Annotated in this window: 21 protein-coding genes and 1 riboswitch; of the genes, 17 read left to right on the top strand and 4 right to left on the bottom strand. The window is 72.4% G+C overall.

The window, feature by feature from the left end; genetic code table 11:
• The first annotated feature begins 61 nt into the window (after positions 1-61).
• From DEJ43_RS14495 to DEJ43_RS14470, 6 genes are all read left to right on the top strand, one after another.
• Entirely contained in the window at positions 62-958 is an 897-nt protein-coding gene (locus tag DEJ43_RS14495; RefSeq protein WP_015034114.1) for an alpha/beta hydrolase, read from the top strand.
• 49 nt (positions 959-1,007) lie between these two features.
• Positions 1,008-2,231, top strand: a complete 1,224-nt coding sequence (locus DEJ43_RS14490; protein ID WP_015034113.1) for a serine hydrolase domain-containing protein — start codon at positions 1,008-1,010, stop codon at positions 2,229-2,231.
• A gap of 91 nt (positions 2,232-2,322) precedes the next feature.
• The gene (locus DEJ43_RS14485; RefSeq protein ID WP_015034112.1) at positions 2,323-2,814 is read left to right on the top strand and encodes a VOC family protein; all 492 of its coding nucleotides are present in this window, start codon (positions 2,323-2,325) and stop codon (positions 2,812-2,814) included.
• A 109-nt stretch (positions 2,815-2,923) separates the two neighbouring features.
• Positions 2,924-3,910: an AraC family transcriptional regulator gene (locus DEJ43_RS14480; protein WP_015034111.1), complete on the top strand. Its 987-nt coding sequence runs from the start codon at positions 2,924-2,926 to the stop codon at positions 3,908-3,910.
• A 185-nt stretch (positions 3,911-4,095) separates the two neighbouring features.
• Positions 4,096-4,830, top strand: coding sequence for a DUF2625 domain-containing protein (locus DEJ43_RS14475; RefSeq protein ID WP_015034110.1), 735 nt, complete (start codon positions 4,096-4,098; stop codon positions 4,828-4,830).
• Entirely contained in the window at positions 4,827-5,342 is a 516-nt protein-coding gene (locus DEJ43_RS14470) for a GNAT family N-acetyltransferase (protein ID WP_015034109.1), read from the top strand. Before DEJ43_RS14475 ends, DEJ43_RS14470 begins: the two co-directional genes overlap by 4 nt.
• Positions 5,343-5,354: 12 nt before the next feature.
• Here the strand turns inward: DEJ43_RS14470 and DEJ43_RS14465 are convergent, their stop codons facing one another.
• The gene (locus DEJ43_RS14465) at positions 5,355-7,754 is read right to left on the bottom strand and encodes a YfhO family protein (protein WP_015034108.1); all 2,400 of its coding nucleotides are present in this window, start codon (positions 7,752-7,754) and stop codon (positions 5,355-5,357) included.
• A gap of 242 nt (positions 7,755-7,996) precedes the next feature.
• Between DEJ43_RS14465 and DEJ43_RS14460 the strand changes: the two genes are divergently transcribed.
• The gene (locus DEJ43_RS14460) at positions 7,997-8,641 is read left to right on the top strand and encodes a SurA N-terminal domain-containing protein (RefSeq protein WP_015034107.1); all 645 of its coding nucleotides are present in this window, start codon (positions 7,997-7,999) and stop codon (positions 8,639-8,641) included.
• 19 nt (positions 8,642-8,660) lie between these two features.
• Entirely contained in the window at positions 8,661-9,626 is a 966-nt protein-coding gene (locus DEJ43_RS14455; RefSeq protein ID WP_015034106.1) for a nucleoside triphosphate pyrophosphohydrolase, read from the top strand.
• 83 nt (positions 9,627-9,709) lie between these two features.
• Here DEJ43_RS14455 and DEJ43_RS14450 read toward each other — a convergent pair whose 3' ends face one another.
• Entirely contained in the window at positions 9,710-10,909 is a 1,200-nt protein-coding gene (locus DEJ43_RS14450) for a globin domain-containing protein (protein ID WP_015034105.1), read from the bottom strand.
• Between the two features lie 106 nt (positions 10,910-11,015).
• Here DEJ43_RS14450 and DEJ43_RS14445 point away from each other — a divergent pair, with 106 nt between their 5' ends.
• The 9 genes from DEJ43_RS14445 (at position 11,016) to DEJ43_RS14405 (ending at position 21,747) form a co-directional block, all read left to right on the top strand.
• Positions 11,016-12,293 carry a cytochrome P450 family protein gene (locus tag DEJ43_RS14445; RefSeq protein ID WP_015034104.1) on the top strand — a complete coding sequence of 426 codons (1,278 nt, stop codon included), beginning with the start codon at positions 11,016-11,018 and terminating at the stop codon, positions 12,291-12,293.
• A gap of 164 nt (positions 12,294-12,457) precedes the next feature.
• The gene (locus DEJ43_RS14440) at positions 12,458-13,573 is read left to right on the top strand and encodes a LysM peptidoglycan-binding domain-containing protein (protein ID WP_015034103.1); all 1,116 of its coding nucleotides are present in this window, start codon (positions 12,458-12,460) and stop codon (positions 13,571-13,573) included.
• A gap of 258 nt (positions 13,574-13,831) precedes the next feature.
• A riboswitch (cyclic di-AMP (ydaO/yuaA leader) is annotated at positions 13,832-14,005 on the top strand.
• Between the two features lie 3 nt (positions 14,006-14,008).
• On the top strand, positions 14,009-14,731 hold the full coding sequence (locus tag DEJ43_RS14435; protein ID WP_015034102.1) for a LysM peptidoglycan-binding domain-containing protein: 723 nt from the start codon (positions 14,009-14,011) through the stop codon (positions 14,729-14,731).
• 389 nt (positions 14,732-15,120) lie between these two features.
• Positions 15,121-16,407 carry a phosphopyruvate hydratase gene (eno, locus tag DEJ43_RS14430; RefSeq protein ID WP_015034101.1) on the top strand — a complete coding sequence of 429 codons (1,287 nt, stop codon included), beginning with the start codon at positions 15,121-15,123 and terminating at the stop codon, positions 16,405-16,407.
• A 116-nt stretch (positions 16,408-16,523) separates the two neighbouring features.
• A complete protein-coding gene (locus DEJ43_RS14425) occupies positions 16,524-16,994 on the top strand; it encodes an FtsB family cell division protein (protein ID WP_015034100.1) in 471 nt (156 codons plus the stop codon).
• 41 nt (positions 16,995-17,035) lie between these two features.
• Positions 17,036-17,575: a DUF501 domain-containing protein gene (locus DEJ43_RS14420; protein ID WP_015034099.1), complete on the top strand. Its 540-nt coding sequence runs from the start codon at positions 17,036-17,038 to the stop codon at positions 17,573-17,575.
• Positions 17,572-18,486: a Ppx/GppA phosphatase family protein gene (locus tag DEJ43_RS14415; protein ID WP_015034098.1), complete on the top strand. Its 915-nt coding sequence runs from the start codon at positions 17,572-17,574 to the stop codon at positions 18,484-18,486. Before DEJ43_RS14420 ends, DEJ43_RS14415 begins: the two co-directional genes overlap by 4 nt.
• Before the next feature lie 369 nt (positions 18,487-18,855).
• Positions 18,856-20,235: an NAD(P)/FAD-dependent oxidoreductase gene (locus DEJ43_RS14410; RefSeq protein WP_015034097.1), complete on the top strand. Its 1,380-nt coding sequence runs from the start codon at positions 18,856-18,858 to the stop codon at positions 20,233-20,235.
• A 210-nt stretch (positions 20,236-20,445) separates the two neighbouring features.
• On the top strand, positions 20,446-21,747 hold the full coding sequence (locus DEJ43_RS14405; RefSeq protein ID WP_015034096.1) for an SAM-dependent methyltransferase: 1,302 nt from the start codon (positions 20,446-20,448) through the stop codon (positions 21,745-21,747).
• Between the two features lie 58 nt (positions 21,748-21,805).
• Here DEJ43_RS14405 and DEJ43_RS14400 read toward each other — a convergent pair whose 3' ends face one another.
• Both DEJ43_RS14400 and DEJ43_RS14395 read right to left on the bottom strand, forming a co-directional pair.
• Complete coding sequence (locus DEJ43_RS14400) at positions 21,806-24,337, bottom strand: ABC transporter permease (RefSeq protein WP_015034095.1); 2,532 nt, start codon at positions 24,335-24,337, stop codon at positions 21,806-21,808.
• A gap of 56 nt (positions 24,338-24,393) precedes the next feature.
• Positions 24,394-25,164, bottom strand: coding sequence for an ABC transporter ATP-binding protein (locus tag DEJ43_RS14395; protein WP_015034094.1), 771 nt, complete (start codon positions 25,162-25,164; stop codon positions 24,394-24,396).
• Positions 25,165-25,515 lie beyond the last annotated feature (351 nt).

Raw genomic sequence — 25,515 nt, 5'->3', positions numbered from 1 at the left:
CCCCCGATGCCCGACGGACGGCGGGCGACCCGGACCGGGCGGCGCCCCGAGGATGTTCGCCATGGACCCCGAACTCGAAGCATTCGTACCGTTCTTCCCCCGCACCGACCTCACGGACCCGGTGACCGCGCGGAAGAACTTCGCCCGACTGGCCGCCGCCGTACCGGCCCCCGATACCACGGGCATGGACATCGAGGACCGTACGGTGCCCGCCGACCCGCCCGTGCGGGTCCGGGTCTACCGCCCGCACGGGGCCCGGGGCGCCGTCGTCTGGCTGCACGGCGGCGGATTCCTCATGGGCGACCTGGACACCGAACACCCGTGGGCCGCCCGCATCGCGGCCTCCTCCGGCGCCGTCGTGATCTCGGTGGACTACCGGCTCGCCCCCGAACACCCCTTCCCCGCCGCCCTGGACGACGCCTACGCCGTCCTCACCTGGGCCGTCGGGCACGCGGCCGAGCTCGGCGTCGAGCCGGACCGCGTCGCGATCGGCGGTCACAGCGCGGGCGCCAACCTCGCGGCGGCGGTGACCCTGCTGGCCCGCGACCGGCAGGGGCCGCCGATCCGCTTCCAGCTGCTCAACCAGCCGGGGCTCGACGACCGGCAGGACTCGTGGTCGGCGGTGAACTTCACCGAGACGCCCTGGTTCTTCCGCGCCAAGAGCCTCGCCTCCTGGCGGCACTACCTGGGGGGCGGCCCCGCGACGGCGTACGCCGCGCCCGCCCGCGCCGAAGACCTGGCCGGGCTGCCCCCGGCCTACCTCGCCACCGCCGAGTTCGACCCGAACCGCGACGAGGGCCTGGCGTACGCGCTGCGCCTGCTCCAGGCGGGGGTGTCGGTCGAGATCCACCAGTGGCCCGGCGCCTTCCACGGGTCGCAGGCGATCCTCTCGGCCGAGATCTCGCAGCGCCAGAACGAGGAACTGGGCGCCGCGCTGGCCCGCGCCCTGGCCGGCTGAGACCCGCCTCCTGCCGCGCCCCTTCCCCACCGAACCGAGGACGTACACCATGAAGCTCCGATCGAAGATCCGTCTCGCCCTGGTCACCGGGGTGGCCGCGCTCACCGCCTGCGCCGGTACGGTCGAGGCCGCCCCGGCCCCGCACCCGCAGGCCGGCCCCGCCCGCCAGGACCCGGCCCGTCTCGACCCCGCCCGCCTGCGGGACGCCATGGACGACGTCCACCGGGCGGGCGTCCCCGGGGTGTTCGGGGAGGTGCGCGACCACGGCCGGACCTGGCGCGGGGCCTCCGGGGTGGCCGACCTCGCCACCGGGCGGCCCGTGAGCCCCGGCATGCGCCAGCGGGTCGGCAGCATCACCAAGACCTTCACCGCCGCCGCGGTCATGCGGCAGGCCGAGCGGGGCCGGATCCGGCTCGACGCGCCGGTCGGTGACTACCTGCCGGACCTCGTACCGGGGGAGCGGGGGCGGAAGATCACCGTGCGGATGCTCCTCAACAACACGAGCGGCATCCCCGACTACATCCCGTACGCCTTCCCCTCCCTCCAGCGGAACTCGCCCACCAGCCTGGACGACAACCGCTTCCGCGAGTTCAGCCCCGACGAGCTGATCGCGCTGGGCCTCGCGGCGCCGCCCACCGGTGAACCCGGCGGTCCCGTCGGCGTCTACTCCAACACCAACTGGCTGCTTCTCGGCCGGCTCCTGGAACGGGTCACCGGCACCACCGCCGAGCGCGTCATCACCCGCGACGTCATCGAGCGGGCCGGGCTGCGGCACACCGGCTTCCCGGACGGGCCGACGATCGACGGGCCGCACGCGCGCATGTACGAGTCCCTGTGGGGCCTGCTCGACCCGCCGCGCGACTACAGCGTCTACAACATGTCCTGGACGGGCACGGGAGCCGCCCTCGTCTCCACCATGGACGACCTCAACCGCTTCTACGCGCGGCTGCTCGACGGCGGCATCGTCAGCAGGGCGTCCCTGGCCCAGATGCAGCGCACGGTCCCGGTCCGCGCCCTGGACGGGACGATGATCGAGTACGGCCTGGGGCTGCACAAGGTCGTCGTCCCCGGCTGCGGCACCTTCTGGGGGCACGACGGCACGGTCTGGGGGGCCGGGACGCTCTCCCTGACCCGGGCGGACGGCCGCCGCCAGATGTCGATCGCGGTCAACCTCCAGCGCTGGAGCCCCCGGGACGCGCGGGGACCGCTCCCGCCCCACCCCATCGACACGGCCCTGAAGACGCTCTCCGACCGCTCCTTGTGCGGCGCGTAGCCCCGCCCGGCCATCTAGGTCAGGAACCGACCTGGATGGTGCCTACCGTCGGAGACACGTTGAGGCACGCGCCGCGTACGAGGAGGCAGTCATGTCCGTCAAGCCCGTTCCCGAGGGGTACCACACGGTCACGCCGTGGATCATCTCGCCCGACACGCGCCGGCTCATCGGCTTCCTGGAGGCCGCGTTCGGTGCGGAGGAGCTGTCGTGTCTGGTCGGCGAGGACGGCTCCGTCGGGCACGCGGAGGTCCGGATCGGCGACTCGGTGGTGATGATGTTCGACGCGCGACCGGAGTGGCCGGCCACCCCCGGCTTCCTCCGGCTGTACGTGGAGGACGCCGACGCGACGCACCGGCAGGCGGTCGCGGCGGGCGGGACCTCGGTCACGGAGGTCACCCACCTGTTCTTCGGCGACCGGGTCGGCCGGGTGCGCGACCCGCTGGGCAATCTGTACTGGATCCAGACGCGGGTGGAGGACGTGACCGAGGAGGAGATGGAACGCCGCCTGGGCGACCCGGAGTTCACGAAGGCCATGGAGTACGTGCAGGGCGCGGACTTCTTCCCCGGCCGGTCGGTGGGATAGCCGCCGCAGGGAGCGTTCCGCCACGCCGGACGCGTACACCCTGAGGTGAACGCGTCCGTGCCGCTGCATCCTGGCCGCCGTCGTTTCATCGGATCGGGGGAGTCGAGAGATGTGGTCGGTGGTGTCGTCGGGGGATCTGCCCGACGGGGAGCGGTTCGAGTGGTTCGCGGACATGATCTCGCGGGAGGTGATGCCCACCCGGCTCACCAGTGAGCGGCCCGCCGAGTTCACGGCCGACGCGGCCCTGCTCGACCTGGGGGAGCTCCAGGTGTCCGAGGTCGCGTACGCGCCGCTGCGTTCGCAGCGCACGCCCGCGCTGATCCGGCGGGGCGACCCCGAGCAGTACCAGCTGGGCCTGGTGACCAAGGGGGCGATGACCCTGGTGCAGCACGGGAACAGCTGCGAGGCGGAGGTCGGTGACCTCGTCTTCTGGGACACCTCGCGGCCCTCCGACGCCCGGTACGTCTCCGACGGCGACCCCGGGCAGCTGGTCATCCTGCAACTGCCCCGTGACGTCCTGCCGTTGCCGGCGAAGCGGCTGGACTCGCTGCTGGCCCGGCGGATGCCGGGCGGCAGCGGGGTGGGGGCGGTCCTCGTCGCGTTTCTGCGCTCGCTCGTGGCGCACGGCGGCGAGTGCGCGCCGGACGAGCTGCGGCGGATCGGATCCACCGCGGTCGACCTCGCGGCGGCGTGCCTGGCGCAGCACACGGACGCCGAGGAGCAGCTGCCGGCCGAGGTGCGGGCGCGGGCGCTGATCCGCCGGATCCACGCCTTCATCGAGTACAACCTGGGCGATCCCGAACTGTCCCCGGTCGCGGTGGCGGCGCACCACAACATGTCGGTGCGCGCGCTCCACCAGCTGTTCCGGGGCGAGGGGGAGACCGTCCAGGCCCGGGTGCGCCGGCGCCGCCTCGAACGGTGCCGGGCCGATCTGCTGCGGCCCGAGCTGCTCACGTATCCGGTGCAGGCGATCGCGGCGCGGTGGGGGTTCAGCGGGCCGGCGGTGTTCAGCCGGTCCTTCCGCGAGGCGTACGGGGTGAGCCCGACGGAGCTCAGGGCGCGGGCGTTCACCGGGGAGGATTCGCGGTTGCGCTGAGCGTCAAGGAATCGCGCGCCGGGCGCACAGCGCGCCGATCATGATCTTTCTAGGCTCGGCTCGAAGCTGTTCGTCCGAGTACCACGACGGGGGATCGTCATGAGGAGCACGAGGAAGCGGAACGACCAGGGGGTCTGGGACCTGGACCCGAGCCGGGGCGGCGGTGGGCGTGCGAGCATGCCACGGTGCGTGAACTGAGTGAGTTGACCGAGGTCGAGGACCCGGCGTGGCCGGTCCTCGGCGAGGAGCTGCGGGCCGCGTCCGTCCCCGTCGAGGTGCTGGACCCCGACGGCGAACGGGGCGCGGCCGCGCTGCTCCGGACGCAGGTGACCGTGCGGTCGTTCCTGGGGGCGTTCCTGCTGCACAGCGGCGGGGCGTTCGTCGACGACGGCTGGCTGCGGGTGTACGGCAGTCCCGCCGACGACAACGACCGGCGGCTGCCGTCGCTGGCGCGGGTCAACGACTACCCAGCCGACGCCGCGGCCGACCCGGGGTGGCGGCCTGGGGCCGGGCTCGTCGTGGCGCACGACGTGCTCGGCGGGGTGTTCGTCCTCCAGGGCGGGCCGGCGGAGGAGGTCGGACTGCCGGGGCGGCCCGGCGAGATGGTGTACTTCGCGCCGGACTCGCTGCGCTGGGACGCGCTGGGCGCCGGGTACGGGGCCTGGCTGTCGTGGATGCTGGCCGGCGGCACGGAGGAGTTCTACGAGGGGCTGCGCTGGCCCGGCTGGCGCGAGGAGGTCCGCAGGCTGGACGGCGACCGGGGGCTCACCCTCTACCCGCCGCTGTGGTCGGAGGAGGCGCACCGGGATCTGGCGGCGACCAGCCGCCGTGTCGTGACGATGGCGGAGGTCCTGGGGTTCGAGCGGGAGACGGCCGTGGGGCTCGACGAGCCGGACCCCGGGTTCCTGGGGAACGTGTGAGCGCCGCCGACGACGACGGGGTGACGGTACGGACCGACCGCCTCGACCTGGTGCCGCTCGCCGTCGCGCACGCCGACGAGATGGCCGTGGTCCTCGCCGACCCGGCCCTGCACGTGTTCATCGGCGGCGCCCCGCTGACCCCGCCCGAACTGCGGGCCCGGTACGGGCGGCTGGCGGCGGGCTCGCCGGACCCCGGGGTCCGCTGGCGGAACTGGGTGGTGCGGCTGCGGGCCGAGGAGAGGCTGACGGGGACGGTCCAGGCGACCGTCACGGACGGCGGCCGGGTCGCGGAGGTCGCCTGGGTGATCGGCACGGAGTGGCAGGGCCGCGGCATCGCGACGGAGGCGGCCCGGGCGCTGACGGCCCTGCTCGTCTCCGAGGGCGCCCGGCTCCTGGTGGCCCACGTGCATCCCGCCCACACGGCGTCGGCGGCGGTGGCCCGAGCGGCCGGCCTCACTCCGACCGACCGCCTGGAGGACGGCGAGGTCCGCTGGGAGCGCCGGGTGGTGTGAGGTGCCGGGCCCTCACTCCGCCCGCTGCCGCCGTGCCCGCCGCCCCAGCCCCACCCGTCCCGCGAGGAGCACGAGACCCGCTGCCCCGGCCGCCAGGCCCGGCGTCAGGCCCGGGGGCCGGAAGGTGCAGCTCACGGTGGTCGTGCCCGGTGCGACGGGGACGGCCAGCAGGCCGCCGTACGGGGTGGGACTCGCGCCGCCGCACCGCCAGCCGGCGATGGCCGGGGCCGCCACCACCGCCGTGCCCGTCGTGCCGGGCGGCAGAGTGGCCGTCAGGCCGTCGGCGTGGACGGCGGTGCGCGTCGCCGCGCGGGCGCGGAGCGCCGTCACCGCCGTGCGCAGCCGGTCGTGGTCCAGGCAGGCGATCTCGGCGGTGCCGCCGGGCGGGACCCGCGCGGTGAGGCCCGGCCGCCGCTGGACGCCCAGGGACGTCAGCGCCGCCCGGCGCTTCGGCCCGCCCCCGAGGAGGCGGGTCTCGTACCCGCCCAGGCGGGCCGTGCCCGTCGCGTCCGGCGCCCACAGGAAGACCTCCGTGCCGACCGGGCAGGCGCCGCCGGGCCCGGGGGCCTCGTACACCTGGGCTCCCAGCAGGAGTTCCTGGTTGTGGAAGGGCGACCTGCCGTACACCGGGGGCGGGCCCGGCGGGCGTACGGTCACCAGCGGGAGGGGCTCGGAGCGGACCACCTGCCCGTCCCGCCAGCGCGCCCCCACCCCGAACAGCGCGTCCGTCACCGGGTTGTCGAGGCTCAGCAGGTTCCGGCCGCGGGAGGTCCAGCCGCCGCCGAGCGCGGCCAGCGTCCCCGTCAGGACCGCCGGGGTGTGGCTGCTGTAGTACGCGGCGCCCTGGCCGCCGAGGAGCAGCGGGTCGTTGCCCGCGACCCGGGGGAGACCCGGGTCCGTGCGGTACGCGGGCCAGCCGTCCGCCGCGGCGAGCGCGGCGGCCCGCCGCTCGTGCTCCGCGCCCCACGGCGGGTAGTCGTCGAGCCGGACGAGCCGCTCCCGGTCGGCGTACGCGGTCGTCGCCGCGGCCTGCCCGACGAGGGTGCCGGCGACCAGGAGCGCGGCGAGCAGCCCGTACCGGCCCCGTTTCGGGAGCAGCAGCGCGCCCGCCACCGCCGCGAGGCCCCCGGCGGTGAGGAGGAGGGCCCAGGAGGTGAGGAAGGGGCTGGGCAGCGAGCCCAGGGTCAGGACCGCGACCACCGCCGTGCCGCCGAGCAGCGCCCGGCGGTCCGGGAGGCCGTGGGCGAGGCCCGTCCACGCGGCCAGGACGAGGACGCCGGAGAGGACGAACGTCTGCCGGTACGGGCTGCCGTTCGGCGTGGCGAAGGCGTGCCACAGCAGGTGCGTCGGGCCCCACTGCAAGGAGGCGAGGACCGCCGCGCACAGGCCCGGCCACAGCCACCGCTCGCGGCCGGGGACGTCCCGGCGGAACAGCAGCACCGCCACGAGCAGCGGCACCGCCGTGCAGACGAAGGCCGCCGGGGTGGAGAAGCTGTACGTCGCCGGGAGCAGCCGGGCGAGCACGTCGGTGGCGGGCGCCGGGACGAAGTCCCTGACCACGCCCGGGTGGGCGTGCCGCGAACCGAGGAAGACGGGGACGAGGACGGGCGCCGAAAGCGCGATCCCGATGCCGGTGGTCAGGGCGGCTCGCAGCACCGTGCGGACGCGGCCCCGGTCCTCCTGGTCCGTCACGGCGAGGCGGACCAGGAGGACGAGGGCCGCGCCGAGGGTCGCCATGTACGCGGTGTAGAAGTTCGCCACCCAGCAGACCGCCACGACCAGGGGGCCGAGGAGCGGGCGGCGGCCCTCCCGTGCCCACTCGCCCACCAGGCAGAGCAGCGGGAAGGCGATCAGCCCGTCCAGCCACATCGGGTTGTACGTGCCCTCCGCGAGCGACCAGCCGCACAGCGCGTACGAGGCGCCGAGCACCGCCGCCCACCACCAGGTGCCGGGGCCGAGGCGGCGCAGCAGGAAGGTCATGGCGGCCGCGGCGACCGCCGTCTTCAGGACGGTGACGCCGTACACCGCGTACTCGATGTCCCCGCGCGGGAAGAGCGCGACGAGCGGCGCGAAGGGGCTCGACACGTAGGTGCCGTAGTCGGGGAGGAAGCTGGTGCCCCAGCCCGCCTGCCAGTCGAGCAGGAGCCCGCCGTCGGCCCGGCCGCGCAGCAGGTCCCACAGGTGCGCGTGGAAGGGCACGAACTGGTTGGCGAGGTCGTTGACCGCCCGGTGCCGCGGCCCGAAGGGGAAGACCCGGGCGACGGCGTCGCCGCCGCAGACGGCGAGCACGGTGAGGAGTCCGGCGAGGAGCACCGCGCGCGGGCCCTCGGCGGCGAGCCGGGTCGCGGGGCGGGCGGCGGAGAGCGGGACGGGGCGCGGCGCGGCGCCCCGGATGCGGGTGGCGTTCGGCATGACGCGTCGAATATGCCAGCGTCCGAGCAGGGAGAGCCGGGCCCTGCGAGCCAGTTCACGCAATGGTCGCCTGACGGTCATCCACGGGGCCCGGCCGGCCCGGCCCGGGCCGACACCCGGCGTACGGCTGAGTCGTTGGGGGAAACAGTCGCACCGAAGTAGTGGCTCCGGCCCGGGCGACTCCCTAACATCGATCACCGCAAGGTCGTTCCACTGTCGCACGACCAGCCCGGGAGGCTCCTTTGCACCGCCGCACTGCGCTCACCGTCTCCGCCGCCCTGCTCGCCGCGGGCCCGCTGCTCACCGCCTGCGGCGGTGACGCCCACCCAGGAGCGGCGGCCGTCGTCGGCGGCGAACGGATCGACGTCTCCAGCCTGCAGGCCCAGGTCGAGGACGTCCGCGCCGCCCAGGAGCGCTCCCCGCAGGCCGCCCAGCTCGTCCAGGCCACCGGTGACCTGCCCCGCCGCAAGCTCAACGGCATGATCTTCGACCGGGTCGTCGACAAGGTCGCCGCGGACCACGGCGTCACCGCCACCCGTGCCGAGCTCCAGCAGACCAGGACGGCGTTCGTCCGCGAGAGCGGCGGCGAGGAGCGGCTGGCCTCGGTCCTCCTCCAGGAGCAGGGCGTGGCCCCCGGCCAGATCGAGGACGTCGTCCGCCGCAACGTCCTGATGAACAAGATCGCCGCCAAGCTGGGCGTCACCGACAGCCCCGAGGGCCAGAAGAAGCTCACGGACGTCTTCTCCGCCGCGTCCAAGTCCCTCGCCATCGACGTGAACCCGCGGTACGGCGCCTGGGACGACGCCCAGGTCCGGCTCGCCGACAGCACCGAGCCCTGGCTGCGGCAGCTCAGCCAGGACCCGGCCGCCGTCCCGGCCGGTGCGTGAGGCGGAGTAAGTTCAAGGGGTGACATCTGAGAGCCCCGGCCGCATCGTCCTGCTGACCGCCAGCCACCGCGTGGCCCCCGGACTGCTGTCCTGGCCCGCCTGGCAGGCGCTGCACGGAGCGGACCGGGTCCTCTGCCCCGACGAGCACCACCCCCAGCTGCCGTACCTGCGGGAGGCCGGGGTCGCCGTCGAGCACGCGCGGCCCACCGCCGAGGAGCTCGTCGAGGCCTGCGCCGGCGGCCGTACGGTCCTGCTGCTGCCCTCCGGCGAGGGCGACCGGCGGCTGACCGACGGCCTCGCCCGGCTGGCCGGCTCGGGCCGCTTCTCGATGCCCGACCTGGAGCTGCTGCCCGGCTCGTACGACCTGCCCGGCGCGCGGCTGCTGGACCTCGTGCAGATCATGGACCGGGTGCGGCGCGAGTGCCCCTGGACCTCGCAGCAGACCCACCGGGGGCTCGCCAAGTACGCCATCGAGGAGGCGTACGAACTCGTCGAGGCGATCGAGGACGGCGACCGGGACGAGCTGCGCGAGGAGCTCGGGGACGTCCTCCTCCAGGTCGTGTTCCACGCCCGGATCGCCGAGGAGGACCCGGAGGAGCCGTTCTCCGTGGACGACGTCGCCGGGACGCTGGCGGAGAAGCTGATCCTGCGGCACCCGCACGTCTTCGGGGACGCGGAGGCTCGGACGCCGGAGGACGTACGGGCCCACTGGCTGCGCACCAAGGAGATCGAGAAGCGGCGGGAGTCCGTGACGGACGGCGTGCCGCTCGGGCAGCCGGCTCTTGCGCTCGCCGCGAAGCTCGGCGGCCGGGCGCGGACGGCGGGCCTGGACGTGACCGTCCCGGCCGGGCAGGGCGTCGGGTACGAGCTGCTCGCCCTCGCGGTGCGGGCGGAGGCGGCCGGCGTGGACCCGGAGGCGGCGCTGCGGGCGGCGGCCCGCGCGTACCGGGACGCGATCCGCGCGGCGGAGGGCGTGCACGCGTAGCCGCTCGGGCCCCGCGTGCGGGGGCGGGCCGGCGCGCGGTGCGGGCCCGGGGCGGGCCGGCGCGGGGTGCGCGGTCCCGGGGGTCAGGGTTCGCGGGGTGCGCGGGCGCTCGGGTTGTGCCAGAGCGGCGGGGGCGGGCCCAGGAGGCGTTCGGCGGCGGTGTTCGGGCGGACGGTGAAGCGGCCGACCGGCGGCAGGGTGTCGTGGTGGATGCGGTCCGGTGCGGTGCCGAGCTCCTCCAGGACCTCCGCGACCTCCGTGAGGAAGCCGGGCGGGCCCGCCAGGTACACGTCGTGCGCCGCCCAGTGGACGCAGGCCCGCAGCGACTGGAGCAGCCGCTCGGTCGCCTGGTCCTTGCGGTGCCCGGGCGCGGAGGTGATGTAGGTGACGCTGAGCCCGTCGAGCCGTTCCCTGAACCGCTCGACGTCGTGCCGCCCGTACAGGTACTCCTTCGCCCTGGCCACCACGAACAGCCGGCCCTTCAGCTCCGGTTCGGTCTCCGCCGCCTCCGCGAGGAGCGCCCGCACCGGGGCCCAGCCCGTACCCGCGCATATATAGGTGCGCAGACCGCCGGGCTCGGTGCGCGCGGTGAGGCCGCCGCCGGGGACGCTGAGCCGCAGGGTCTCGCCCGGGCCCGTCTCGTCGACGAGGGCCGTGCTCATCACGCCGCCGGGGATGCGGCTCACATGGAGTTCGAGGGTGCCGTCGGGGCGGGGCGCGTCCGCCAGGGAGTAGGTGCGCCAGACGCGGGGGACGCGCAGGGAGCTGACGCTGACGTACTGACCGGGGAGGAAGGGGAACGGCTGCCGCGGCCGCAGGGTGAGGACGGCCAGGTCCTCGCCGTACCGCAGGTGCCGGACGACGTCCGCGTCCCACCAGGCCGGCTCCCCGGCCCGCGCCGCCTCCCGGGCCCCCGCCAGCATCAGGTCGGCGACGTGTCCGTACGCCTCGCTCCAGGCCTTCTCGGCCTCCAGGCTCCAGGCGGCCCCGGCGGCGTGCGCGAAGGCGGCGTTCAGGCTCGACCCGACGGCGGCGTACAGCGCGGGGGAGGCGAGGAACTTGCGGTGGTCGCGGCCGAGCTGCCCGAGGTACTCGGCGAGCCCGGGGGACTCCAGGTGGGTCACGACGTGGGTGAGCGCGGCGAACAGCCGGTCCCGCTGGGGCTGCATGTCCTCGGGGAACAGTTCGCGCATGGCGGGGTTGTTCCAGAAAAGATGCGAGTAGAAGAAGGTGACGGCGTGTTCGGCCCGTCTCTCGACGACCGCGAACGTGCTTCTGAGCATCTGAGGATCCACCGACAAGAATCTAGGGCACCACCCCCTTCTTGATCACGGGATCCGCCGGACGTCACCTCCCGGACGGTCCCGCACGGCCCTGTACGGTCGGGGAGTGAGCACCACCCCCGAACCCGCCTCCTGCCCCGTGTCGTCCCCCGCTCCCGAGCTCTTCACCTGGGAGTTCGCGAGCGATCCGTATCCCGCGTACGCCTGGCTGCGGGAGCACGCGCCCGTGCACCGGACGACGCTGCCCAGCGGGGTCGAGGCGTGGCTGGTGACGCGGTACGGGGACGCCCGGCAGGCGCTGGCCGACCAGCGGCTCTCCAAGAACCCGGCGCACCACGACGAGTCCCCGCACGCCAAGGGCAAGACGGGCATTCCGGGCGAGCGCAAGGCCGAGCTGATGACGCATCTGCTCAACATCGACCCGCCGGACCACACCCGGCTGCGGCGGCTCGTCTCGAAGGCCTTCACCCCGCGCCGGGTCGCCGAGTTCACGCCGCGGGTGCAGGAGCTGACCGACCGGCTGATCGACGCCTTCGTGACGAAGGGGAGCGCGGACCTCATCCACGACTTCGCCTTCCCGCTGCCCATCTACGCGATCTGCGACCTGCTCGGCGTGCCCGAGGAGGACCAGGACGACTTCCGGGACTGGGCCGGGATGATGATCCGGCACGGCGGCGGGCCGCGCGGCGGGGTCGCGCGGTCGGTGAAGAAGATGCGCGGCTATCTCGCCGAGCTGATCCACCGCAAGCGCGAAGCGCCCGGGGACGACCTCATCTCGGGGCTCATCAAGGCCTCCGACCACGGGGAGCACCTCACCGAGAACGAGGCGGCCGCCATGGCCTTCATCCTGCTCTTCGCCGGCTTCGAGACCACCGTCAACCTCATCGGCAACGGCGTGTACCAGCTGCTGCGCCACCCCGGGCAGCGCGAGCGGCTGCAGACCTCGCTCGCGGCCGGCGAGACCGGGCTCCTGGAGACCGGGATCGAGGAGCTGCTGCGGTACGACGGGCCGGTGGAGATGGCCACCTGGCGGTACGCGACCGAGCCGCTGACCCTCGGCGGGCAGGACATCCCGGCGGGCGACCCGGTGCTCGTGGTCCTCGCGGCCGCCGACCGGGACCCGGAGCGGTTCGACCGGCCGGACGTGCTCGACCTCGCCCGGCGCGACAACCAGCACCTGGGGTACGGGCACGGCATCCACTACTGCCTGGGCGCGCCGCTCGCGCGGCTCGAAGGGCAGACCGCGCTCGCGACCCTGCTGACTCGGCTTCCGGACCTGCGACTTGCCGCCGATCCGGCCGAACTGCGGTGGCGCGGCGGGCTCATCATGCGGGGTTTGCGCACGCTTCCGGTGGAGTTCTCCCCTTCCGTACGGGTCCACTGAACTGACGGCACATCAGAACTGTGATCTTCACGTGATCGCGGGTGCATCGACTTGTGATGAGCGTTCGAATACGGCTACGTTCCCCGTCAGCTCAGTTCGTCAACGTGATTCCATAACTCGGCTCGCCTCACAGGCATCACAGCCGTCACGCGAAAGGCGCTCCTATGCGTTCCGGTAACGGACGACACCGTCGCCCCCGTCAGGCCCCCGCCCTCGTCGTCGCCGCGGGCGTGACCGGGTCCGCCATGGCACTGCCGCTGCTCGCCACGGGATCCGCCTCCGCCGCCGACGCCGCCACCTGGGACCGGGTCGCCGAGTGCGAGTCCGGCGGCCAGTGGAGCGCCAACTTCGGCAACGGCATGTACGGCGGGCTCCAGTTCACCCAGGACAGCTGGGAGCGGCACGGCGGCCTCGCCTACGCGCCCAGCCCCGACCTGGCCAGCCGCGCCCAGCAGATCGCGGTGGCCGAGAAGGCCCTTGCCAAGGGCTCCAACGACTGGGCCACCTGTGCGCCGATCGCCGGCCTGACGAACGACGGAACCGCGCCTGGCGTGGACCCCGGCCCCGCCAACCTCCCGAAGGCCCCCACCGGGCCCGTGCCCGAGTCGAACTGGACCACGGGGCTGCCCGGCGCCTCCGGGACGGCCGCGGACGCCACGAAGCAGGCCGGGGAAGCCACGACCGCCCCGGGCGCCGGGAAGACGCAGGGCGCGCAGCGGACCGCCCCGCCCGGCTCGCCGACCGCGCCCACCGGAACCGTCTCGCCGACCGCGCCGGTCACGCCGACCACCCCGGTGAGCCCCGTCTCGCCGACGGCCCCCGCCACGCCCGAGGGCTCCGGCACGCCGGGCACGCCCGTGACGCCCGGCACCCCCACCACCCCCGGCGCGCCCTCGGGTGACGTGTCGTCGGCCACTCCGGGCGCCGGAACGGGCAAGCACCGCGGCGAGGCCGCGCCGGAGGAAAGCGGCAAGCCGGACAGTTCATCCGAATCGGGTAGACATGCTTCGTCTGCGAACAACCTCACCGAAAAGCCGCTGAACACCCCGTCAGCTGACGCCGCGAAGAAGTCGGGCGCAACGGACAGTCAGGGCAACTCGGACGCGTACACCGTGCAGCCGGGCGACAGCCTGTCCGACATTGCACAGGAGAACGAACTCCCCGGAGGCTGGACCGCCCTCTACGACGCCAACCGGCAGATCGTGGGCGTCGATCCGGACCTCATCCTCCCTGGTCAGAGCCTCGACCTGACGAACGGTTCGCTGACGAAGGCGGAGTAGTTCGGGGGCGTATGTCCGGTTCTGGGCAAGTGAGACATGGGTCTCTTCGTCCCAACTGGCGTGTCCCACCCGCAAACTTTGCTCCCGTCACCTCTCACCTGCGTAAACGGCCTCCACCGGAAGGCAAGTAGGGGCGTTATTTCCGCAATCCGCCTCTTTGAACTTCCGGTGGGTCTGTGTCTACGGTCGTCACCGCTCGCCACCGCGGGCCCCGTCGACCGAAACGCCGAATCCTGCCGTCGGCCGATGGGAACAGTCGTCGCGCAAGCGCCGAAGGCAGGAGTGGGGGACCCAAGGTAAGTGCCGGTCCCGGCCGTTGAGACAGACGGCCGGCGAGCGGCTTGGGGTGAAGCCGCGTGCTAGGACACGCGGCCGGGCAACTTTCCGGCCCGAACCCGACAGCTCACCTCACAGGCGTCGGTGAGGAGAATCTCCATGCTGTTTTCCGGTAAGGGCAAACACCGCCGTCCCTCCAAGGCCACCCAGGTCGTCACGCTCGTCGGCGTCACCGGTGTCGCCGTGGCCGCCCCGCTGATGACCGCGGGCACCGCCTCGGCCGCCACGGCCTCCGAGTGGGACCGCGTCGCCCAGTGCGAGTCCGGTGGCAACTGGTCCATCAACACGGGCAACGGTTACTACGGCGGCCTGCAGTTCTCCGCTTCCACCTGGGCCGCGTACGGCGGCACCGCCTACGCCTCGACCGCCAACCAGGCGTCGAAGTCCCAGCAGATCGCCATCGCCGAGAAGGTCCTCGCGGGCCAGGGCAAGGGTGCCTGGCCGAGCTGTGGCGTGGGTCTCTCCGGCGCCTCCTACGACGGCGGCGCCGCCGAGAGCGCCCCGCGACAGAGCGCCCCCCAGCAGCAGGAGCGGAAGGCCGAGCAGCCGACCACCCGCAGCGAGCAGCGCAAGGCTCCGAAGAAGGCCGTGCAGCAGCAGGTCGCGCCGAAGGCCGCCACGAAGAAGACCGTCACCACCCCGACCGGCAAGACGGTCAAGAAGGGTGACGGCGAGTACAAGGTCGTGGCCGGCGACACCCTCAGCAAGATCGCCCAGGCGCACGGCGTCAAGGGCGGCTGGGCGAAGCTCTTCGAGCTGAACAAGGACGTCGTCGAGAACGCCGACCTGATCTACCCGGGCCAGCAGCTCCACCTGAAGTGAGCCCGGCGGCCCGCGTGAGTCCGGCGGCTCACGGGGCCCCTCCGACCCTCCCGCGGTGACCACCCCGGTCCGGCGCGCCTCCCCCCGTGCGCGCCGGACCGGGGTTCCCCCGTTCCGGAGGGACTCCGGCGGTCCCCATTTCGGGAGGACTCCGACGGTCCCCGTTCCGGAAGGACTCCGGCGGTCCTCCGTTCCGGGACGAGACCGCGGTTACCGGCCGGTAGATCTGGGGCCCTTCGTCCCCAGATGCATGCCCTTGGGTCCTTTTTCGTCCCAGCGGGCGGGCGCCCGGCTGGCCGGAGCCCCCGAGCCGGTTAGGCTCTTGTCGCAAGGCCAAGCGACCCTGCACCGACCTTGCGTCACATCCAGCGTCACATCCCAAAAAGGAGATGCTCGTGCCGTCCATCGACGTCGTCGTAGCCCGGGAAATCCTGGACTCCCGAGGCAACCCCACGGTCGAGGTCGAGGTCGGCCTCGACGACGGCAGCACCGGCCGTGCTGCCGTTCCGTCCGGCGCCTCCACCGGTGCGTTCGAGGCCATCGAGCTCCGCGACGGTGACCCGAACCGCTACCTGGGCAAGGGTGTCGAGAAGGCCGTCCTCGCCGTCATCGAGCAGATCGGCCCGGAGCTCGTCGGCTACGACGCCACCGAGCAGCGCCTGATCGACCAGGCGATGTTCGACCTGGACGCCACCGAGAACAAGGGCTCGCTCGGCGCCAACGCCATCCTCGGCGTCTCCCTCGCCGTCGCGCACGCCGCCTCCGAGGCCTCGGACCTCCCGCTCTTCCGCTACCTCGGCGGCCCGAACGCGCACCTGCTGCCCGTTCCGATGATGAACATCCTCAACGGTGGGTCGCACGCCGACTCCAACGTGGACATCCAGGAGTTCATGATCGCCCCGATCGGCGCGGAGTCCTTCTCCGAGGCCCTCCGCTGGGGCGCCGAGATCTACCACACCCTCAAGGCCGTCCTGAAGCGCAAGGGCCTCTCCACCGGCCTCGGCGACGAGGGCGGCTTCGCGCCGAACCTCGAGTCGAACCGCGCCGCGCTCGACCTCATCGTCGAGGCCATCAAGGAGGCCGGCTACACCCCCGGCTCCGACGTCGCGCTCGCGCTCGACGTGGCCGCGTCCGAGTTCTACAAGGACGGCAAGTACGAGTTCGAGGGCAAGTCCCGCTCGGCCGCCGAGATGACCGAGTACTACGAGGAGCTCGTCTCCGCGTACCCGATGGTCTCCATCGAGGACCCGCTGTACGAGGACGACTGGGCCGGCTGGAAGGTCCTCACCGACAAGCTGGGCACCAAGGTCCAGATCGTCGGCGACGACCTCTTCGTCACCAACCCCGAGCGCCTGGCCCGCGGCATCGAGGAGGGCACCGCGAACGCCCTCCTGGTCAAGGTCAACCAGATCGGTTCGCTGACCGAGACCCTCGACGCCGTCGAGCTCGCCCAGCGCAACGGCTTCAAGTGCATGATGTCCCACCGCTCCGGCGAGACCGAGGACGTCACCATCGCCGACCTCGCGGTCGCCGTGAACTGCGGCCAGATCAAGACCGGCGCCCCGGCCCGCTCGGACCGCGTCGCCAAGTACAACCAGCTGCTGCGCATCGAGGAGATCCTCGACGACGCCGCCGTCTACGCCGGCCGCAGCGCCTTCCCGCGCTTCAAGGGCTGATCGGCCCACCGGCTGATCGACGGCTGAACCCCTCGCAGGGCAGCTTCCGTACGTCCCCGTACTCGGTCCCGTACCGTGTGCGGGGACGTCCGCGTGAACAGGGGAGGCGACACGACATGGCCGCGAAGGACCGGGACCGGTTCTCCACCGCGACCCGGATCAGACTGCTCGGCGAGCAGACCGCCGCCCGTGTCTACCGCTCCCAGACCCGCCGCCAGGCCCGCCGCTCCCGGCTCACCGGCCGCGCCGCCTTCCTGGCCCTGGTCGTCTGCTCCCTCGTCGTGGCGCTCGCCTACCCGATGCGGAGCTACGTCTCCCAACAGGGCGAGATCGCCGAGCAGGAGCGCAGGGCCGCCGAGGCCGCCCGGCGGGTCGAGGAGCTCAGGGACGAGAAGGCCCGCCTCCAGGACCCGGCCTACGTGCGCCGGCTCGCCCGCGAGCACCTCCACTACGTGCTGCCCGGCGAGACCGGCTTCACCGTGAACGACCCCGACGCGGAGCAACGGCCCCGCGGCGACCAGGGCGCGGCGGACCGCCCCTGGTACGACAACCTCTGGGACGGCGTCGACCACGCCGACCGCCCCTGACCCCTCCTCCGCACCAGACGAGCAAGGCAACCGAGAGAAACATGGAAACGCCCCCTCCGCAGACCGAACGCACCGAGCCCACCGCGCAGGACATCGCCGCCTTCGAGCTCCAGCTCGGCCGGCCGCCCCGCGGCCTGCGCGCCATCGCGCACCGCTGCCCCTGCGGCAACCCGGACGTCGTCGAGACCGCGCCCCGGCTCCCCGACGGCACGCCGTTCCCGACCACGTACTACCTGACCTGCCCCCGGGCGGCCTCGGCCATCGGCACCCTGGAGGCCAACGGGGTCATGAAGGAGATGCAGGCCCGGCTCGCCACCGACCCGGAACTCGCCGCCGCCTACCGGGCCGCGCACGAGGACTACATCGCCCGCCGTGACGCCATCGAGGTCCTGGAGGGCTTCCCGAGCGCCGGCGGAATGCCGGACCGGGTGAAGTGCCTGCACGTCCTCGTCGGCCACTCGCTGGCCGCCGGGCCGGGCGTGAACCCGTTCGGCGACGAGGCCCTCGCGATGCTCCCGGAGTGGTGGGCCAAGGGCCCCTGCGTGAACCCGTGCACCGACGAAGGGAAGGCCTCGGAATGACCCGGGTCGCCGGAATCGACTGCGGTACGAACTCCATCCGCCTCCTCGTCGCCGACGTCCACCCCGACACGGGTGACCTGATCGAGCTGGACCGGCGGATGACGATCGTCCGGCTCGGGCAGGGCGTCGACAAGACGGGCCGGCTCGCCCCCGAGGCGCTGGAGCGCACCTTCGCGGCCTGCCGCGCGTACGCCGAGGTCATCAAGGAGCTGGGCGCCGAGAAGCTCCGCTTCGTCGCCACCTCGGCCTCCCGGGACGCCGAGAACCGCGCGGACTTCGTGAACGGGGTCGTGGAGATCCTTGGCGTCGAGCCCGAGGTGATCACCGGCGACCAGGAGGCCGAGTTCTCCTTCACCGGCGCCACCGGCGAACTGCACGGCGACGACCGGCGCCTCGTCGTGGACATCGGCGGCGGCTCCACCGAGTTCGTGGTCGGCAACCGGCACGTCGAGGCCGCCCGCTCGGTCGACATCGGCTGCGTCCGGCTCACCGAGCGGCACATCCGGCACGACCCGCCGACCGCCGAGGAGGCCGACGCGATCCGCGCCGACGTCCGGGCCGCCCTCGACCTCGCGGCCGAGGCCGTGCCGATCGACTCGGCCGAGACGCTCGTCGGTCTCGCCGGCTCCGTCACCACCGTCGCCGCGATCGCCCTCGGGCTCCCCGCGTACGACTCCGAGAAGATCCACCACGCCCGGATCTCCGCCGCCCAGGTCGCCGAGGTCACCGACCGCCTGCTCGCCTCCACCCACGCCGAACGGGCCGCGATCCCCGTCATCCACCCCGGCCGGGTCGACGTGATCATCGCCGGCGCGCTGGTCCTGAGGGAGATCGTCGAACGGGTCGGAGCCCACGAGGTCGTCGTCAGCGAGCACGACATCCTCGATGGGATCGCCCTATCCGTTGCATAGCGGGCACCTATCGAGCCTCCCGGCGACATCCCGTCGGGAAAGTTCGTGAAGTTCTTCACAAGGAAAAGGGCCCTGATGGCGTCCGAGGGGGGTCTTTGGGCCCTTCGGGGGGCGGCTCAGGGCCCTTTCGTAGGTGCGGGGGGTGATTCGCTCGTTGTTTCCATCGCGTGAACGGCCCCTGCGGTTCAGCGTTAACGGGGGCTCTCCAGGCCAGTTCACAAGGGGTGAACAACGTTCGCCCCCGCACCCGGGTTCCTTTGCAGCACCATGACATGGATCACGTGGGCGGCGGAGTGTAGCAGAGGTGTCCGGAGACCTTGTGAAGGGGCGCACGAGCACCCCCCTCAGGAGGGGTGGATACTCGATCTCATGAGCACCACGGAGCGTCCCAGGATCCTCGTAGTAGGCGGCGGGTACGTAGGCCTGTACGCAGCTCGGCGCATCCTCAAGAAGATGCGCTACGCGGAGGCGACCGTCACGGTCGTCGACCCGCGGTCGTACATGACCTACCAGCCCTTCCTCCCCGAAGCCGCCGCCGGCAGCATCTCGCCGCGCCACGTCGTCGTCCCGCTGCGACGCGTCGTGCGCGGAGCCGAGGTGCTCACCGGCCGGGTCACCACCATCGACCAGGACCGCAAGGTCGCCACGATCGCGCCGCTCGTCGGCGAGGCGTACGAGCTGCCTTTCGACTACCTCGTCATCGCGATGGGCGCCGTCTCCCGTACCTTCCCGATCCCCGGCCTCGCCGAGCAGGGCATCGGCATGAAGGGCATCGAGGAGGCCATCGGCCTGCGCAACCACGTCCTCGAGCAGCTCGACAAGGCTGACTCGACCACCGACGAGGAGGTCCGCCGCAAGGCGCTGACCTTCGTCTTCGTGGGCGGCGGCTTCGCCGGCGCGGAGACCATCGGCGAGGTCGAGGACCTGGCCCGCGACGCCGCGAAGTACTACCAGAACGTGTCGCGCGAGGACATGCGCTTCGTTCTGGTCGACGCGGCCGACAAGATCCTTCCCGAGGTCGGCCCCAAGCTCGGCCAGTACGGCAAGGAGCACCTGGAGAGCCGCGGGATCGAGATCTACCTCGAGACCTCCATGGACTCCTGCGTCGACGGCCACGTCGTGCTGAAGAACGGCCTCGAGGTCGACTCCAACACGATCGTGTGGACCGCCGGCGTGAAGCCGAACCCGGCGCTCTCCCGCTTCGGTCTGCCGCTCGGCCCCCGCGGCCACGTGGACTGCAACGAGAAGCTCCAGATCAACGGCCTCGACTACGCCTGGGCCGCGGGCGACAACGCCCAGGTCCCGGACATGGTCGGCCGCAAGGCCGGCAACCCGAACGCCTGGTGCCCGCCGAACGCCCAGCACGCGCTGCGCCAGGCCAAGGTCCTCGGCGACAACGTGGTGGCCGGCATGCGGGGCTTCCCGCAGAAGGAGTACAGCCACGCCAACAAGGGCGCGGTCGCGGGCCTCGGCCTGCACAAGGGCGTCGCGATGATCGTCATGGGCAAGGTGAAGATCAAGCTCAAGGGCCGTCTCGCCTGGTACATGCACCGTGGCTACCACGGCATGGCGATGCCGACCTGGAACCGCAAGATCCGCGTCTTCGCCGACTGGACCCTCGCGATGTTCCTCAAGCGTGAGGTCGTCTCCCTGGGCGCCATCGAGACGCCGCGCGAGGAGTTCTACGAGGCGGCCAAGCCCGCCCCGGCGCCGGCCGCCCCGGCGCAGGAGAAGGCCAAGGCCTCCTAAGCAGTACCCGCAGTACCGGCAACACCAGCAGTACCCGCAGGACCAGCAGTACACGCAAGGCCGTAAAAGGGCCGTCCGCCATCCGTGGTGCGGACGGCCCTTCGCGTGTTTTGCCGACTGATTGCGCTGCGGCGGGACTGGAAACGCCTACGGACGGTGTTCCCTTGGTGACGAGCATTTCTGGGGCACGAGATCACGGAGGTGTGCACCATGGCCGACGCCGCGTCGCGGCTGACGACTCTCGCCGAGGAGCTCCTCGGAGGGCCGCTCCCGGTCCGACTGCGAGCCTGGGACGGCAGTGAGGCCGGGCCCACCGGTGGCCCGGTCCTGGTCGTCCGCGACCGCCGCGCCCTGCGGAGGCTGATCTGGAAGCCCGGCGAACTGGGCCTGGCCCGCGCCTGGGTGGCCGGGGAGATCGACGTCGAGGGAGACCTGTACGAGCTCCTGGACCAGCTCTCGGGCGTGCTGTGGGAGCGGGAGGAGGACTCCAGGGGCCTGCTCGCGTCCGCGCGCGACCCCAGGCTCCGGGCGGCGGCCCGGGCCCTGCTGCGGCTCGCCGGGCCGTTCCCGCCGCCGAAGCCGCCGGCCGAGGAGATGCGCGGCCGCAGCGGCGGCCGGCACACCCGGCGCCGCGACAAGCAGGCGATCAGTCACCACTACGACGTGGGCAACGACTTCTACGAGCTGGTCCTCGGCCCGTCGATGGTCTACTCCTGCGCGTACTGGCCCTCCGACGGCCCCGAGGCGACCCTGGAGGAGGCCCAGCACGACAAGCTGGACCTGATCGCCCGCAAGCTGAACCTCAAGGAGGGCGACCGGCTCCTCGACGTGGGCTGCGGCTGGGGCTCCATGGCCCTCCACGCGGCCCGGGCGTACGGGGCGCGGGTCGTCGGCATCACGCTCTCCCGCGAGCAGGCCGCGTACGCCCGCAAGCGGATCGCCGAGGAGGGCCTGACGGACCGGATCGAGATCCGCGTCCAGGACTACCGGGACGTCACGGACGGCCCGTACGACGCGATCTCCTCGATCGGCATGGCCGAGCACGTGGGCGCCGTCCGGTACCGGGAGTACGCCGACATCCTGTACGGGCTCCTCAGGCCCGGCGGGCGGCTGCTCAACCACCAGATCTCGCGGCGCCCGGAGCCCGACGAGGAGGCGTACGAGGTGGACCCCTTCATCGACGCGTACGTCTTCCCCGACGGCGAACTCGCCCCGATGGGCCGCACCCTGAGCACCCTGGAGGACGCCGGTTTCGAGGTGCGGGACGTCGAGGCGATCCGCGAGCACTACGCGCTGACCCTGCGCCGCTGGGTGGCCAACCTGGAGCGGGACTGGCCCCGGGCGGTCCGGCTCACCTCGCCGGGCCGGGCCAGGATCTGGCGGCTCTACATGGCGGCGTCGGCCGTCTCGTTCGAGCGCAACCGGATCGGCGTGAACCAGTTCCTCGCCGTGAAGACCCCGGTGTCGGGGAAGAGCGGCACGGCGCTGCGGCCGCGCGTCTGGCAGGAGTGAACGAAAGAGGGCCGGCCCCCGCGGGCGGGGGCCGGCCCTCTTCTCCGTACGGGTCGGGCTACTCGGCCTTGATGGCGGAGAGCATGTTCAGCTTGGCCGCGCTGCGGGCCGGCCACAGGGAGGCGAGGACGCCGACCAGGCCCGCCAGGACCAGGAAGATCCCGATCCGGTCCCAGGGCAGGACCAGCGAGTAGCCCGGCAGGCTGCTCTTGAACGTCTCGCCGATCGCCCAGCCGAGGAACGAGCCGAGGCCGATGCCGACGACCGCGCCGAACACCGAGATGACCACGGCCTCCAGACGGACCATCCGCTTCACCCGGCGCCGGTCGAGACCGATCGCCCGCAGCATCCCGATCTCCTGCTGGCGCTCGAAGACGGACATCGCGAGGGTGTTGACGACGCCGAGGACGGCGATCACCAGGGCCATGGCGAGCAGGCCGTAGACGATGTTCAGGAGCATGTTGATCTGGCCGCCGAACAGGTCACGGATGTCCTTCTGGTCCATCACCGTGATCGCCGGGTTGTCCCCCATGGCCTTCGACAGGGCCTTCTCGTGGTCGGCGCTCGGGCCGCCCTCCGTCGAGACGAAGATCTCCCGGATGCCCGCCTGGTCGTCGTGCGCGCTGACCAGCTTGGTGTCGATCAGGACCGGCGAGACGAACTCGCTGCCCTTGTAGACCGCGCCGACGGTGAGCTTGCCCTTCTGCTTGTCGAGCCACTCGACCGGGACGGTGTCGCCGACCTTCAGGCCGCGCGTGGCGGCGGTCTTGTCGTCGACGGCGATCTGGCCCTTGCCGAGGGAGGCCATCGAGCCGTTCACGACGTCGAGCTTGAGGACCTTCTCGATGTCGCCCGGGGTGACGCCGGAGGCCGAGACGTAGGAGCCCTTGAGCTCGAAGGCGCCGTTCTGCTGCGGGGAGACCGCGGTGACGCCGGGGGCCTTCTCCAGGGCCGTCAGCGCCTCCGGGCTGAGGCTGCTGCCGCTGGCCATGGAGACCATGTAGTCGGCCTTGATCTGGTCGGTCGTCATCTTGTCCAGGGCCGCGCCGACCGTGGCGCCGAGCACCGAGAGGCCGGTGACCAGGGTCAGGCCGATGGCGAGCGCGGAGGCGGTGGCGCCGGTGCGGCGCGGGTTGCGGACCGCGTTCAGGCCGGCGAGCTTGCCGGAGACCCCGAAGACGCTCACGAAGAACGGGCGGATCACGGCGATCACGGGCCGGGACAGGAAGGGGATCAGCACGATCACGCCGATGAGGGTGAGGAACGCGCCGCCCGCGATCAGCATGCGGCCGTCGTCGCCGCCCTGGCCGGCGCCGAGGACGATGAGCACGGCACCGAGGGCGGTGAGCGCCGCGCCGATGGAGTTCCGGACGACGAGCGACTTGGTGCTGGCGGTGGCGTGGACGCTGCTCATGGCGGCGACCGGCGGGATCTTCGCGGCGCGGCGGCCGGGCAGCCAGGCGGCGAGCATGGTGATCAGGACGCCGACCGCGAAGGCGGAGACGGCCGGGGTGGCGCCGAGGACGAGGTCGCCGTCGGGGATCTTCAGGTCGAAGGCGTTCATGCCGGAGCGGAGCGCGACGGCGAGACCGATGCCGAGGACGTAGCCGACGGCCGAGGCGAGCAGACCGACCAGACCGGCCTCGGCGAGGACGGAGCGGGTGATCTGCTTGCGGGAGGCGCCGACGGCGCGCATCAGCGCGAGTTCCTTGGTGCGCTGCGCGACCAGCATGGTGAAGGTGTTGGAGATCAGGAAGATGCCGACGAAGAGGGCGATGCCGGCGAAGCCGAGCAGGACCTGGTTGAGGGCGCCGAGGCCGGCCTCGATGTCCTTGGCCTGCTGCTCGGCGAGGGCCTTGCCGGTCTGTCCGGTGGCGGCCTTCGGGACGACCTTGAGGACCTCGTCGAGGAGCTTGTCGGCGTCCGTGCCGGGGGTGGCGGTGACGGTGAGGTTCTGGAAGTAGCCGGGCTTCAGGTAGAGCTTCTGGGCGACGGGGGCGTCGAAGACGACGAGGCTGCCGCCGGCGTTGACGGCGCCGTCCTCGGTCGTGAAGACGCCGGAGAGCTCGTACTCCTTCACCGGGCCGTTGGTGGCGACGCGGACGGTGTCGCCGACCTTGTAGCCGCCCTTGTCGGCGGTGTCCTTGTCGAGGGCGATCTGGCCGGCCGAGGCCGGGCCGTTCCCGGAGGTGAAGGTGTACGCGCGGTCCTTGCCGTCCTTGCCGGGCGCGAAGTTGGTGCCCTTGTTGGACCAGCCGGCGCCGATCAGCTTGCCGTTCTTGTCGGGGACGCCGGCGAAGCCGTCGACCCGGGGGGTGACGGAGGCGACGCCGTCGAGCTTGGCGACCTTGTCGACGACCTGTCCGGAGAGGCCGGGGGTCTTCCGGGCCTCCTCCGGGTTGGGGTACATCTCGATGGAGACGGCGACGTCGTCGTAGCTCTTCGCGGACTGGTTGCGGAAGGCGCTGGAGAGGGTGTCGGTGAAGACGAGGGTGCCGGAGACGAAGGCCACGCCGAGCATCACGGCGAGGACGGTCATCAGCAGTCTCGCCTTGTGCGCGAGGACGTTGCGCAGGGCGGTACGGAACATGGGTGGGTCCTGGAGTCCTGGAGGAAGGGTTCGGGTACGGGGGTGACGCCGTTGCGTCAGCTCGTACGGCCCTTGGCGTCGAAGGCCTTCATGCGGTCGAGCACGCCGTCCGCCGTCGGGTGCAGCATCTCGTCGACGATGCGGCCGTCGGCGAGGAAGATCACGCGGTCCGCGTAGGAGGCGGCGACCGGGTCGTGGGTGACCATGACGACGGTCTGGCCGAGCTCGCGGACCGAGTTGCGCAGGAAGCCGAGGACCTCGGCGCCCGAGCGGGAGTCCAGGTTTCCGGTGGGCTCGTCACCGAAGATGATCTCGGGGCGGGAGGCCAGGGCGCGGGCCACGGCCACGCGCTGCTGCTGGCCGCCGGAGAGCTCGGTGGGGCGGTGGCTGAGCCGGGCGGAGAGGCCGAGCATGTCGATGACCTGCTGGACCCACTGCTTGTCGGGCTTGCGGCCCGCGATGTCCATCGGCAGCGTGATGTTCTCCAGGGCGGTCAGCGTCGGCAGCAGGTTGAAGGCCTGGAAGATGAAGCCGATCTTGTCCCGGCGCAGCTGGGTGAGCTGCTTGTCCTTGAGGGTGGAGAGCTCCGTCTCGCCGATCCGGACCGAGCCGGAGGAGAAGGAGTCGAGGCCGGCGACGCAGTGCATCAGCGTCGACTTGCCGGAGCCGGAGGGGCCCATGATCGCGGTGAACTCGCCCTGGCGGAAGTCCACGGTGACCTGGTCGAGGGCGACCACCTGGGTCTCGCCGTGTCCGTAGACCTTCGAGAGATCCGTGGCGCGGGCGGCCACCGCGGTGGCGCGGGACACGGTGGGGGTGGTGGTCACGAGGGACTCCTGTCACTGCGGGGCTTCTGTGGGAACCCCTCCATCGTGTCGAGCGTTCTCGCCCGGGTCGTCCGCCCACGTGCCCGTTCCCGGGGCAGTCTCGAGTCGGACCGGGGGGCCGTGCCCTCCTCCTGAGGTATGACGGCGCCCCTGAGAGACGTCTTCGCGCCGACGTGACAGAAGTGCGATGACTTTTCGTCATTCCAGGGGGTACGGCTTTGCGCCTGCGACCCCCGTCACAGTTCGGTGAAAAGGCCCTCACCTGCACTGACGCACCCTCAGACGTCAATAAAATAAGACAACATCGGGCTCATGTTCCGCTGAACGGGGGAAGCGCCCCGATAGGCTCAT

Origin of the sequence: Streptomyces venezuelae ATCC 10712 (assembly GCF_008639165.1) — a bacterium.
Lineage (GTDB): Bacteria > Actinomycetota > Actinomycetes > Streptomycetales > Streptomycetaceae > Streptomyces > Streptomyces venezuelae.
The sequence above is the reverse complement of the archived record's forward strand: the minus strand, read 5'-3'. Positions and strand labels throughout refer to the sequence as shown.